We start from the raw sequence: 12,666 nt of genomic DNA on the forward strand, positions 1-12,666 counted from the left end.
TGTGGTCTTGCCGACGCCGAACCCGCCCGCGACGACGATCTTCGTCGACGTCAGGCCGCCACCGCGGCCGGAACCCGTGAAGTCCACCGGACCCTACCGCCGGGAGGCCTGGAGCTCGGCGCGGACGGCCGGGGTCAGCACCTGGCCCGCCCGTTCCACGAACAGGGTCATCTGGTAGGCCACCACGCCCATCTCACAGTCGGGGGCGGCCAGCACCGCCAGACAGGAACCATCACTGATCGACATGATGAGCAGCAGCCCCCGCTCCATCTCCACCACGGTCTGCACCACCGCGCCGCCCTCGAACACCCGGGAGGCGCCCTGCGTCAGGCTGAGCAGACCCGCCGCGATCGCGGCCAGCTGGTCCGCCCGGTCCCGGGGGAACCCCGCGGAGAACGCCAGCGGAAGACCGTCGGCCGACACCACCACCGAGTGCGCGACGCCGGGGACGCTGTTCACGAAATCCGTGACCAGCCAGTCGACCCCGCGAGCGGCCTGACTCAGCTCACGCACCGGCCATCCTCCTTGACGCCATCTGGAAACGCGATCTACCAGATCATAATGCTACTGACGTGACCAATGGGGTAAAAGCGGTTATCCATTATCGACCGGCAATATAGCCCATAAACCCGGCACCCATCGCCATAACTCATCACGGACCGATGCGAGGACGGCGGGGCCGAATCTCCGCCGGGAACGGGTGGCACCGAAATTCGCCTCCCGAGGTTCTCCGGCGGCCGGCAACTCGCCGCTCCGTCGCCCTCCGAAGCCTTATTGAAGATGAATTCAAAATCCCTGTCGGGCCCTTTCCGGCCATCCGTACCAGCGTGCGACCCCCCTCGGAGGCCCGTGCACCGGTTTCCTGAAGAACGGTTCAGACCGGCCTGCCCGCGTGTCACAGGCGGCGCAGCCCGCCCAGGACGCGTTCGAGGAGATGGAGGTCGGGCCCGTTCTCCTTCACCTGGGGGTGGTAGATCCTGACCAGGCCCTCGGCCTCCATGTCGGAGACCAGGACCCGGGCGACGCCGAGGGGGATGCCGAGGAGGCCGGAGATCTCGGCCACCGAGCGCACCTGGCGGCACAGCTCGCTGATCGCCCGGTACTCCCGGGTGAAGGCCATACCCAGGGTGCCCGAGGTCGCCGAGGAGACCAGCGCCTCCATGGCCAGTTTGGTCCGCGGGGCGGTCCGCCCGCCGGTGACGGCGTACATCCGCACCAGCGAGCTCTCTTCCTGCTCCTCCTCGTACGGCGGGCCGTAGCCGCCGCTGCCCGAGGGGGCGTTCCAGTAGGGATCCGACATGGCTCAGCTCTCCTGCTTCGGGAGTTCGTTGCGCGCCCGGCGCACTCCCTGCTGGAAGCTCGACATCCGGGTGCGCATTCTCTCGGCCGAGATCGGGGCTCGGGGTGCCGCCCGCCCTTCCTGGGCCTGCGGCCGGGGGCCGGGACGGTCCGCGGCGGACACCGAGCCGGGGACCAGGTTGGCCTTGGGGGTCCGCTTGGGCAGCCCCGACGAGGTCACGCCTCCCACACTGGGATCGGCGGCCGCCCGGGCCGTCTTCCAGCCGTTGTCCCCGGGGGACGACCAGGAGTCCGCGGCCGGGACCGGTGGCTCCGTCGGAATCGACGACCCCGCCGGGGCCGGTGACTCCGCCGGGGCGGCGGTCTCGGTCTCCGCGGCCTCAGCGGACGGCGCGGCGGTGTTCGCGGAGGTCATGGACGCCCGGTCGAGCGAGCGGAACCAGCCCGACTCGACCTCGGCGAAGATCGGCAGGTACTCGTCCTGGCTGTCCAGCGCCGAGGTCCGCATCGTGGGGAGCGGCCCGGTCTCGGCCCTGTCGTCCGCGGGGAAGCGGCCGGACGGCGCCCACAACTCACTGGACTCCGTCATGAACCGGTCGGAGAGCGCGGACGTGTCCCGGCTCTCCGTCATGAACCGGCCGGAGGGGGTGGACGTGTCCCGGCTCTCCAGCATGAACCGGTCGAACGGGTCGGGCTGCTCCGGGAAACGGTCGTCGCCGGAGAGGCCGGTGGGGACGGGCCCGGTGGGTGGCGGTGCGGCGGACACCGGTGCCGACAACGGCCCGACCAGGGGCTTGTCGAAGGACGACAGGTCCATGGAGAGGGAGGCGGGACTCCTCGGGGGCGGGAGGGAGGAGAAGCCGGGACCCGTGTGCCCCTCGCCCTGGAAGGACGGGACGGAGGGCATCGGGGGGACCGAGGCCATCGGCGGCGGGGAGGGCAGGGAGGGCGCCTGCATGGACGGCACCGCTCCCGGCAGCGGGGCCAGAAGGGCGTCGGGGAGCAGGACCATGGCGGTCAGGCCGGCGCCGGCGGCGCCCTGGGGCCGGAGCTGGACGCGGATGCCGTGCCTGAGCGCCAGGCGGCTGACCACGAACAGGCCCATGCGGCGGGCCACCGAGGCGTCGGCGACCTGGGGGGCGGCCAGACGCGCGTTGGCCTCGGCGAGGTCCTGGGCGGTCATGCCGATCCCCTGGTCCGACACCAGGATCATCATGCCGCCGCCGTCGATCCGGCTGCCGGATATGACGACCTTGGTCTCGCTCGGGGAGAAGGTGATCGCGTTCTCGACCAGTTCGGCGAGGAGGTGGACCACGTCGCTCACCGCGGTGCCGACCACGGCCGCCTCGGACTGCACCCTGGTCACCACCCGGTCGTAGTCCTCCACCTCGGAGAGCGCCGCCCGGACGACGTCCATGATCTCGACGGGTTTCCGCCAGCGCCGCGCCACCTCCTGACCGGCGAGGACGAGCAGGTTCTCGCTGTTGCGGCGCATGCGGGTGGCCAGGTGGTCGAGCTTGAACAGGTCGGCCAGGCGTTCGTCGTCGCGTTCACCGCGCTCCAGCCGTTCCACCAGGGTGAGCTGGCGTTCCACCAGGGTCTGGCTGCGGCGGGAGAGGTTGACGAACATCGCGTTGACCGTGGTGCGCAGTTTCGCCTCGTCACCGGCCAGCCGTACGGCCTCCCGGTGGACCTCGTCGAAGGCCCGCGCGACCTCGCCGATCTCGTCGCGGGAGGTGACCCCGATCGGCGGCACCTCGACGGGGATCTCCCCGTCGCGCGACTCGCGCACCCGCTGGACGTATGCCGGCAGTCTCGTGCCGGCCACCTCCAGCGCCTCCGTGCGCAGCGTGCGCAGCGGCCGGACCAGCGAGCGCGCCACCCCGGTGGTGATCAGCAGCACGATCAGCAGCAGCGCACCCACCGCACCGGCCACCAGCAGGGCCCGTGACTGCTCGGCGGCGCGGAGCTCCTCGCTGTGGGTGACGATCTGCCGGGCGTGCCGCTGTTCGACGGTGCGCATCCGGTCGATCGTCACCGACACCGCCTCGAACCACTGCCGGGCGTCGTCTTTCTTCGCCAGGTCCAGGCCCCGGAGCGGGGCGCCGGAGGAGGCCCGCAGCAGGACCAGTTCCCGCAGGAACTCGGCCCGGTCGGCCTGGTGCCCGTTGACGTTCTCGTCGAAGAAACGCCGGTCCTCGGGACCGGCCTCCGCGGCGAACGCCCTGCGCTCCTCCTGCTCGGTGGAGATGGCGCCGAGGAACCTCTCCATCTGCTCCTGCTCGAACCGCCCGGCGACCAGCACCACCGAGAGCAGGCCCCGCTGCAGGGAGAGGCTCTCCTTGGCACGGGCCAGGGCATTCAGGGTGAGGGCCTGGCCGAACAGCAGGTCGTCGTCGGTGCCCTTGCCCAGCTCGTCGTGGAGGGAGACCAGGTCGCCGATCACGAGGGTGTAGGCGTCGAGCGCGGCGTCGGGCAGGAGCCGTTCCTCCAGCGCCTGCCGCCGCAGGGAGGCCAGGTCGCCCAGCCGGGTCAGCGCGGCCCCGATCTCCTCGCCGGTACGGCCGCTCACCTCGCGCCCGAGCAGGGCCCCGTTGTCGCGGACGCGCCGGGAGGCGGCGTCCACGGCGTCCATCTGCTCGCGTACCTCGTCGGCCGCCTGCGACGGGCGGCCCCGGGCGATGAACCAGGCGGTCAGGTCACGTTCCCCGGCCAGCTCGTGCACGAGCGCACCGACCTCGTCGGAGAGCCTCGCCAGGTCGTTGACCCGCTGGTAGTCGGCCGCGGCACTCACCGAGGCGACCACCTGCACCCCGCCCAGAAGCGCCGCGGCGACGGTCGGCACGATGACGAGCGCCACCAGCCGTGAGCGCACCCGCCAGTTACGCAGCCGGAGCCGATCGGCCATGCCCGGGGTTCCACCTCTGATCACCGAATGCTGCCTCTCGGTGCGACTTGCCGCTCAAGTTCATCACAGTGCATCGGAAGAATCACTGTTCACGGTAATTCGACCACACTCCTGGCAATGAAGACCAACGGCCAAAAGCGTACGAATTATTATTTATACGACAAATAGGACAAAGATTAATATTTCCAGCCCACCATGATCACCGTCTGTAATGCGACCTATGTGCCCCCACGTTTCCCCTGTGACCTATGACCGTTTGGACCGATCCAAGATCCGTTTGGGTAACGCATCAGGACCACATCGGTCTCTAGGGGGTCACCACTTTGTAATTTCGGATATTCGCGTCATATCGTTCCCCACGCGCCTACGCTTCACAGAAACCCGAGCGCCGAACCATGGAGGAGACGGTGACTTCATCCGACGGCGCCGCGATCGAGGTCCGTGGCCTGTGGAAGATCTTCGGACCCCGGGCCGAGCGCGTCCTCGGCGGCCCCGACGCCGGCCTCGACCCCGTCGCGCTCCGGGAGAAGACCGGCTGCGTCGCCGCCGTCAGGGACGTCTCCTTCTCGGTACGGCCCGGCGAGGTGTTCGTCGTGATGGGTCTGTCGGGCAGCGGCAAGTCCACGCTGGTCCGCTGCCTGACCCGGCTGATCGAACCGACCGCCGGGGAGATCTCGATCGGCGGTGAGGACGTGCGCGCGGCCTCCCCCGCCCGGTTGCGGGACCTGCGGCGTCACCGGGTCAGCATGGTCTTCCAGCACTTCGGCCTGCTCCCGCACCGCAGGGTCGTCGACAACGTCGCCTACGGCCTGGAGATCCAGGGCGTCCCCCGGGCCAGGCGGCACGAGCGCGCCCAGGAGATCATCTCCCTCGTCGGGCTGGACGGCTACGCCGAGGCCGAGCCCGGCCAGCTCTCCGGCGGCATGCAGCAGCGGGTCGGCCTGGCCCGGGCCCTGGCCGCGGACCCGGAGGTCCTGCTCTTCGACGAGCCGTTCAGCGCTCTGGACCCGCTGATCCGCCGCGACATGCAGGCCGAGGTCATGCGTCTCCACCGCGAGATGGGCAAGACCATGGTCTTCATCACCCACGACCTGTCCGAGGCGCTCAAGCTGGGCGAGCGCATCGCGATCATGCGGGCGGGCGAGATCGTCCAGCTCGGCACCGCCGAAGAGCTGGTCGGCGCCCCCGCCGACGACTACGTGGCCGACTTCGTCAGGGACGTCCCCCGCAGCGGGGTCCTCTCGCTGCGCTGGATCTGCCGCCCGCCCGGCGCGGGCGAGCCCCTCGACGGTCCCGCCCTCCCGGCCGAGACGATCATCCGCGACGCTGTCCCCGCCGCGATGGAGTCCTCCCGACCGATCCGAGTGATCGGCGACGGCGAGATGATCGGCGTGGTCGACCGCCTGGACATCCTCGCCGCCCTGGCCGACCGGCCGGTGGCGGCCGCCGTACCGGGTCAGCGTCCGTCCCCGGGCGGGGCCGGGTCGTGACCTCCCAGGCGTCTCCGGCCCCGCCCGCGCAGGCGGCCCCCCTCGCGTCCCGCCCGGCGCGGTTACCGCGCTGGGCGCTCCCGCTCGCCGGTGCGGCCGCGCTCGCCGCCGCCTACCTCGTCTTCCGGGGCACCGCCACCCTTCCCCACGACGACGACGCCGCCCCGTTCCAGTGGATCAACGACGTACGGGCCTGGGTCGACGCCAACCGCAACCAGAGCCCGATCTTCCTGTTCTTCGTCAACTACGTGCGGCTGTTCGTCGGCGGCCTGCACGACCTGCTCCACCTGGTCCTCCAGGGGCCCGGCTGGACGGGCCTGACCGGGATCGCGGCCGGGCTGGGCTGGCTGACCGGCGGCTGGCGCATCGCGCTGCTCGCCGCGGCCGGGTTCGGCTCGTTCGGGATCCTCGGCCTCTGGGAGGCGAGCGTCGCCACACTCGCGCTCGTGCTCACGGCGGTCCTGCTCTCCCTGGCCGTCGGTCTGCCGCTGGGGGTCTGGGCGGGCCTGTCCCCCCGGCTGCGCCGCCTGCTCACCCCGGTGCTCGACGTCATGCAGATCATGCCGACGTTCGCCTACCTGGCGCCGATGGTGCTGTTCTTCCAGATCGGCCCCGCCTCCGCGGCGATCGCCACCATGATCTACTCGATCCCGCCGGCGATCCGCATCACCGCGCTGGCCGTCGAGCAGGTCTCCCCGGCCGCCGTCGAGGCCTCCGGCTCGCTGGGCGCGACCCGCTGGCAGACCCTGCGCAAGGTCCAGCTGCCGATGGCACGCGCCACCATCGGCCTGGCCGTCAACCAGACCATCATGATGGCCCTGTCCATGGTGGTGATCGCGGCGCTGATCGCCGCCCCCGGCCTGGGCTCGGACATCATCCGGGGACTCACCCGGGCCAACGTGGGCCTGATGCTCCCGGCGGGCATCGCGATCGTGGTCATGGCCATCGTGCTCGACCGGATCACCATGTCCGCCGCGGCGCGCACGCCGCACCGGACCGGCGGCCGCACCCGGTGGGTCGTCCATCGGGCCGTCGCCGCCGCGCTCGCCCTGGGCGGCGTCGCGCTGGGCCGCCTGCTGCCCGCGGAGTTCCCCGCGGAGTGGGTGGTCCGCTTCGCCGGGCCGGTGAACGAGGCCGTCACCTGGGCCAAGTTCTCCTGGTACGGCGTCACCGACGCGGTCCGGAACCTGACCACGGAGGCGCTGCTCAACCCGTTGCAGTCGGTGCTGACCGGTGCCCCCTGGTGGCTGGTGGCCGCGGCCGCACTCGCCCTCGCGTGGCGGACGGGCGGGCCCCGGCCCGCCGTCGTCGCCGTGGGCTGCCTGCTCGCCACGGCCCTGCTGGGCCTGTGGCAGCACACCATGGAGACGCTCACCACCGTGCTGGTCGCGGTGGCGGTCACCCTGCTCATCGGACTGCTGCTGGGAGTGGCGGCGGCCCGCTCCCCCCGCTTCGCCGCGCTGCAGCGCCCCCTGCTGGACGCCGCGCAGACCATGCCCGCGTTCGTCTACCTGCTGCCCGCGCTGGCACTGTTCGGTGCGACCCGGTTCACCGCGGTCTTCGCCTCGGTGATCTACGCGGTGCCGCCGGTCGTCCGCCTGGTCGAGGACGGGATCAGGAACGTCTCCCCGGCTGTGGTCGAGGCCGCGCTCTCCTGCGGGTCCACCGAGCGGCAGCTGCTGTGGAAGGTACGGCTTCCGCTGGCCCGCCGGGCCATCCTCCTCGCCGCCAACCAGGGCATCGTCATGACGCTCGCCATGGTCGTGGTCGGCGGGCTGGTCGGCGCGGGCGGCCTGGGCTACGACGTCGTCTCCGGGTTCTCGCAGCGCACCGACTTCGGCATGGGCTTCGCCGCCGGGGTGGCCACCGTACTGCTCGGGATCATGCTCGACCGGATCACGCAGGGCGCCGACACGCGCGCCTCCTCCCGCACACCTACTCCGACGACCGATCGCAGGAACAAGCGAAAGATGAGGACCGCATGAGGATCGCACACCGGATCCGCCTGCTCGCCGGCGTGCTCGCGCTGGGGCTGGCCGCCGGCTGCGGCGGGGCGACGGTGGACACCGGCTCCGGTAGTACGGCGCAGCCCTCCGGGGGCGCCACCGGGTCCGCCGCGCCCTCCGGGGCCGGCACCGTGAAGATCGCCATCAACCCGTGGGCCGGGTACGAGGCCAGCGCCGCCGTGATCAGCCACCTGCTCGAGGAGAAGCTCGGCTACACGGTCGAGAAGAAGGAACTCGCCGAGCAGGTCTCCTGGGAGGGCTTCGAGAACGGCGACGTCGACGTCATCGTGGAGAACTGGGGCCACGAGGACCTGAAGAAGACCTTCATCGAGGAGAAGAAGGTCGCCGTCGAGGCCGGTTCCACCGGCAACAAGGGTGTCATCGGCTGGTACATCCCCAAGTGGATGGCAGACGAGTACCCCGGCATCACCGACTACAAGAACCTGAACAAGTACGCCCACCTGTTCAAGACCTCCGAGTCCGGTGACAAGGGCCAGCTGCTGTTCGGTGACCCCTCCTACGTGAGCAACGAGGAGGCGATCATCAAGAACCTGAAGCTGAACTACAAGGTGGTCGTGGGCGGCAGCGAGGCGGCGCTGATCGAGTCCGCCACCCAGGCGCAGCAGCAGAAGAAGCCGCTGCTGTTCTACTTCTGGGACCCGCACTGGCTGTTCAACAAGGTCGAGCTGACCCGCGTCAACCTGCCCCCGTACACCGAGGGCTGCGACGCCGACCCCAAGAAGGTCGCCTGCGACTACGCCGAGCTGGACCTCGACAAGATCGTGAGCAAGAAGTTCGCCGAGACCGGCGGCAAGGCCTACGAGCTCGTCAAGAACTTCAAATGGACCAACGAGCACCAGAACGCCGTGGCCAACGACATCACCAACAACGGCCTGTCCGCCGAGGAGGCCGCCAAGAAGTGGGTCGAGGCCAACCAGGCGGTCTGGTCCGCCTGGATCCCCCAGTAACGTGACCCCGGCCCGGCGCGCGGCTCCGGCCGCCCGCCGGGCCTTCGCGGGCCGGGCGGCTTCCGCGGTCCCGAGGCCGGCAGTCCCGGGACGGAAGGCCACGGCTCATCGGGAAGGTACATAGATGAGGCGTAACACGACACTCACCGGGGCGTTCGCGGGGAAACTCACCGGGACACTCACCGGGGCGCTCGCGACCCTGCTCCTGCTCACCTCCTGCACCGCCTCCGAGGAGCCCCCGGAGAAGACCAGCGGCACGGTGCGGATCGCGATCAACCCGTGGGTCGGTTACGAGGCCAGCGCCGCGGTCCTGGGCGAGCTGCTGGAGCGGGAGCTCGGCTACGCGGTGGAGACGACCGAGCTCGGCGAGGCCGACTCCTGGGAGGGGTTCGAGAGCGGTGACGTCGACGTCATCGTGGAGAACTGGGGGCGTGAGGCGGAGAAGAAGACCTACATCGACGAGAAGAAGGTCGCCATCTCCGCGGGCCGGAACGGCAACAAGGGCGTCATCGGCTGGTACGTGCCGCAGTGGATGGCCGACAAGTACCCCGGCATCACCGACTGGCGGAACCTCAACAAGTACGCCTCGCTGTTCCGGACGGCCAAGAGCGGCGAGCTCGGGCAGTTCCTGGCGGGCGACCCCACCTACGTCACCAACGACGAGGCGATCATCCGCAACCTCGGGCTCAAGTACAAGGTCGTCTACTCGGGCAGCGAGGACGCGCTGATCAAGGCCGCCCGGCGCGCGACGGAGCGGCGCGAGCCGCTGCTGATGTACTTCTACGAGCCGCAGTGGCTGTTCACCCAGATCAAACTCGTCAAGGTCAACCTGCCTCCGTACGCGATCGGCTGCGACGCCGACGCCAAGAAGGTCGCCTGCGACTACCCGCCCTACCTGCTCGACAAGATCGTGAGCAGGAAGTTCGCCGACACCGGCGGCAAGGCCTACGAGCTGGTCCGCAACTTCACCTGGACCAACGACCACCAGAACGCCGTCGCCGGCGACATGGCCGTCAACGGCCTGACCGCCGAGGACGCCGCCAAGAAGTGGATCGAGGCCAACGAGATCGTCTGGAAGGACTGGATCCCCAGTTGAGTTACGACTACGTCATCGTCGGCGGCGGCTCCGCCGGCTCCGCCCTGGCCAACCGGCTGAGCGCCGACCCGTCGGTCCGCGTCCTGGTGCTGGAGGCGGGGCGGCCCGACTACCTGTGGGACGTGTTCATCCACATGCCGGCCGCGCTGATGTTCCCCATCGGCAGCCGGTTCTACGACTGGAAGTACGAGTCCGAACCCGAGCCCCACATGAACGGCCGCCGCGTCTACCACGCCCGCGGCAAGGTGCTCGGCGGATCGAGCAGCATCAACGGCATGATCTTCCAGCGGGGCAACCCGCTGGACTACGAGCGCTGGGCCGCCGATCCCGGCATGGAGCGGTGGGACTACGCCCACTGCCTGCCGTATTTCAAGCGCATGGAGAACTGCCTGGACGACCCCGGGACGCCGTTCCGCGGTCACGACGGGCCGCTGAAGCTGGAGCGGGGCCCGGCGAAGGGCCCGCTGTTCGAGGCGTTCTTCGCGGCGGTGCAGCAGGCCGGGCACCAGCTCACCGACGACGTCAACGGCTTCCGCCAGGAGGGCTTCGCGCCCTTCGACCGCAACCTGCACCGGGGCCGCCGGCTGAGCGCCGCCCGCGCCTACCTGCACCCGGTACGGCACCGCCGCAACCTCATCGTGCGGACCGGCGTCCACGTCTCGAAGATCATATTTCAGGGGAAGCGGGCCGTCGGGGTCGAGTTCGACGGCAAGCGGGTCCGCGCGGGCGAGGTCGTCCTCTGCGGCGGGGCGATCAACTCCCCGCAGCTCCTGCAGCTGTCGGGGGTCGGCGACGCCGACCTGCTCAAGCCGCTGGGCGTCGACGTCGTCCACCACCTTCCCGGGGTGGGCGAGAACCTCCAGGACCACCTGGAGGTCTACATCCAGCACGCCTGCGTCAAGCCCGTCTCCATGGCGCCCGCGCTGGCCATGTGGCGGCGGCCGTTCATCGGCGCGGACTGGCTGTTCCGGCGCTCGGGGCCGGGCGCGAGCAACCACTTCGAGGCCGGCGGGTTCATCCGCTCGAACGAGGACGTCGCCTACCCGAACCTGATGTTCCACTTCCTGCCGATCGCCATCCGCTACGACGGCTCGGCCCCCGCCTCCGGGCACGGCTACCAGGTCCACGTCGGCCCCATGTACTCCGACGCGCGCGGCAGCGTCCGGATCAGGAGCACCGACCCCCGGGTCAAGCCCGCCCTGCGGTTCAACTACCTGTCCACCGACCAGGACCGCCGTGAGTGGGTCGAGGCGGTCCGCAAGGCCAGGGAGATCCTCTCCCAGCCCGCCTTCGCCGAGTTCAGCGGCGGCGAGATCTCCCCCGGCCCGGCGGTGGAGACCGACGAGCAGATCCTCGACTGGGTCGCCCGCGACGGCGAGACCGCCCTGCACCCGTCGTGCACCTGCCGGATGGGCGTGGACGAGATGTCGGTGGTGGACCCGGCGACGATGCGGGTCCACGGGGTCGAGGGCCTGCGCGTGGTGGACGCCTCGGCGATGCCGTACGTCACCAACGGCAACATCTACGCCCCGGTGATGATGCTCGCCGAGAAGTCCGCCGATCTCATCCTCGGCAACACCCCCCTGCCGCCCGAGCACGTGGAGTTCTACCGCCACCGTCCGTGAGACACCGCCCGTGAGACACCGCCCCGGACCGGTCAGGCGGTGACGGGGCGGGCCGGCAGGCCGTGCGGGTGCGCCCCGGCCAGGACCCTCTCCTGCGAGGCGCCGAGCCGTACGGCCAGCTGGAAGCGGGGACCGCCGGCCGGGCACGGCTCGAAGGACAGGTGGGCGAAGCCCGCGTCCTGCGTGCCCTCCGCGGCCAGCCGGTCCAGCTCGTGCTCGACGCGCGCCCACTCGGCGGCCGGGACGTACTGGCGCATGATCGAGTGCCAGACCACGGTGAGGGTCCCCGGCACCGGGCGGACGCCGGCCAGGAAGTCCGCGGCGCCGATCGCCTCGACCGTCGCGGGCACCCGGGAGGCCAGCCGCAGGGCGCCCTCCAGCCGGGCGGCCCGGTCGCTCTGGTCGGGCCAGAGGTAGGCGCGCAGGGCCAGCGCCCCGCCGGGCGAGGCCGGGTCGAGGGGGGTCAGGTCGCAGCCGCGCCGTTCGACGATCTCGATGTCCGGATGCTCGCGGGCGGACTCCACCAGCCACCCGGGCGGCGCACCGCCCCAGGTCTCCTCCAGGACGACCGACGAGTCCGCCGGCCCCCAGGAGAAGTCCCCGTCGATGCAGCGGAAGCGGTCGGCGCGCAGGTTGAGCCCGGCGCTGGCGCCCAGTTCGAACAGCCGGACGGGCAGGCGGACGGTGCGGGCGATCGCCAGCAGTCCGGCGATCAGGAGGTTGGCCCGGCCGACCTCGTTGGTCTGCGGCGGGCGGGTCATCCAGTCGCGGACCCAGTCCAGCTCGGCGGCGACCGCCTCCCGGAAGGCCGGCCAGCAGGCGCCGGGCCGGTTCGGATCGAAGCTCCCGCCCGCGCTGGGGTAGTACGCGGCCAGGCCGGGGGCGCGGCCGGAGAGCACGAGGGCGTGGACCCCGCCGAGCAGCCGCAGCGCCACGACGTCGTCCCGGGGTGCGTCCTCGTATCCGGCGACGGCGTCCGCGCAGGGGCCTCCCGCCCGGACGTCCTCCGCCACCCTGCCGAGCAGGGCTCCGTAGAGCGGCGAACCGAGGTCCGCGCAGTCCTTCCCCTGGCGTTCGATCATGGCAGCGGCACGTTCGCGGGACATGTGACCTCCAAGGGAGATCATCCATGTCCGGTGCCGCGGACGACAGGAGGCGCGGCGGTGAGTCTCGTCACGTCCGGTTCCGGTACGGCCCCGCGGGGAGCCGTACCGGACGGCGTCAGACCGACATGCCGTAGGCCGCGCGCACCCGCAGCACGTGCTCGACCAACG

9 protein-coding genes are annotated in these 12,666 nt (G+C 70.9%); 5 read left to right on the forward strand and 4 right to left on the reverse strand.

Translation table 11 applies throughout. From position 1 onward, the window contains the following. Window positions 1-93: 93 nt before the first annotated feature. From IEZ08_RS37845 to IEZ08_RS37855, 3 genes are all read right to left on the reverse strand, one after another. Window positions 94-513 (reverse strand): roadblock/LC7 domain-containing protein, encoded by a 420-nt coding sequence (locus tag IEZ08_RS37845; protein WP_068921752.1) that lies wholly within the window; start codon window positions 511-513, stop codon window positions 94-96. 382 nt (window positions 514-895) lie between these two features. After that, window positions 896-1,300: a DUF742 domain-containing protein gene (locus IEZ08_RS37850; protein WP_068921751.1), complete on the reverse strand. Its 405-nt coding sequence runs from the start codon at window positions 1,298-1,300 to the stop codon at window positions 896-898. A gap of 3 nt (window positions 1,301-1,303) precedes the next feature. After that, window positions 1,304-4,207, reverse strand: coding sequence for a sensor histidine kinase (locus tag IEZ08_RS37855; RefSeq protein WP_203863307.1), 2,904 nt, complete (start codon window positions 4,205-4,207; stop codon window positions 1,304-1,306). 395 nt (window positions 4,208-4,602) lie between these two features. Between IEZ08_RS37855 and IEZ08_RS37860 the strand changes: the two genes are divergently transcribed. The 5 genes from IEZ08_RS37860 to betA all read left to right on the forward strand — a co-directional run bounded on the left by IEZ08_RS37860 (window position 4,603) and on the right by betA (window position 11,392). After that, a complete protein-coding gene (locus IEZ08_RS37860; protein ID WP_189244108.1) occupies window positions 4,603-5,697 on the forward strand; it encodes a quaternary amine ABC transporter ATP-binding protein in 1,095 nt (364 codons plus the stop codon). Continuing rightward, window positions 5,694-7,682, forward strand: a complete 1,989-nt coding sequence (locus tag IEZ08_RS37865) for an ABC transporter permease (RefSeq protein ID WP_189244109.1) — start codon at window positions 5,694-5,696, stop codon at window positions 7,680-7,682. Before IEZ08_RS37860 ends, IEZ08_RS37865 begins: the two co-directional genes overlap by 4 nt. Beyond that, window positions 7,679-8,671, forward strand: a complete 993-nt coding sequence (locus tag IEZ08_RS37870) for an ABC transporter substrate-binding protein (RefSeq protein ID WP_189244110.1) — start codon at window positions 7,679-7,681, stop codon at window positions 8,669-8,671. Before IEZ08_RS37865 ends, IEZ08_RS37870 begins: the two co-directional genes overlap by 4 nt. A 124-nt stretch (window positions 8,672-8,795) precedes the next feature. Beyond that, complete coding sequence (locus IEZ08_RS37875; RefSeq protein ID WP_189244111.1) at window positions 8,796-9,767, forward strand: ABC transporter substrate-binding protein; 972 nt, start codon at window positions 8,796-8,798, stop codon at window positions 9,765-9,767. Next, entirely contained in the window at window positions 9,764-11,392 is a 1,629-nt protein-coding gene (gene betA / locus IEZ08_RS37880) for a choline dehydrogenase (RefSeq protein ID WP_203863306.1), read from the forward strand. The genes IEZ08_RS37875 and betA overlap by 4 nt, the downstream gene beginning before the upstream one ends. A 32-nt stretch (window positions 11,393-11,424) precedes the next feature. Here betA and IEZ08_RS37885 read toward each other — a convergent pair whose 3' ends face one another. Continuing rightward, window positions 11,425-12,498 (reverse strand): DUF2332 domain-containing protein, encoded by a 1,074-nt coding sequence (locus IEZ08_RS37885; protein WP_189244112.1) that lies wholly within the window; start codon window positions 12,496-12,498, stop codon window positions 11,425-11,427. Window positions 12,499-12,666 lie beyond the last annotated feature (168 nt).

It is taken from the genome of Planobispora rosea (assembly GCF_014648175.1).
Lineage (GTDB): Bacteria > Actinomycetota > Actinomycetes > Streptosporangiales > Streptosporangiaceae > Planobispora > Planobispora rosea.

Coding starts and splice junctions, on each gene's coding strand:
- IEZ08_RS37855 (WP_203863307.1), bottom strand. CDS start 4,207: ATGGCCGATCGGCTCCGGCTGCGTAACTGGCGGGTGCGCTCACGGCTG.
- IEZ08_RS37885 (WP_189244112.1), bottom strand. CDS start 12,498: ATGTCCCGCGAACGTGCCGCTGCCATGATCGAACGCCAGGGGAAGGAC.
- IEZ08_RS37870 (WP_189244110.1), top strand. CDS start 7,679: ATGAGGATCGCACACCGGATCCGCCTGCTCGCCGGCGTGCTCGCGCTG.
- IEZ08_RS37860 (WP_189244108.1), top strand. CDS start 4,603: ATGGAGGAGACGGTGACTTCATCCGACGGCGCCGCGATCGAGGTCCGT.
- IEZ08_RS37850 (WP_068921751.1), bottom strand. CDS start 1,300: ATGTCGGATCCCTACTGGAACGCCCCCTCGGGCAGCGGCGGCTACGGC.
- IEZ08_RS37875 (WP_189244111.1), top strand. CDS start 8,796: ATGAGGCGTAACACGACACTCACCGGGGCGTTCGCGGGGAAACTCACC.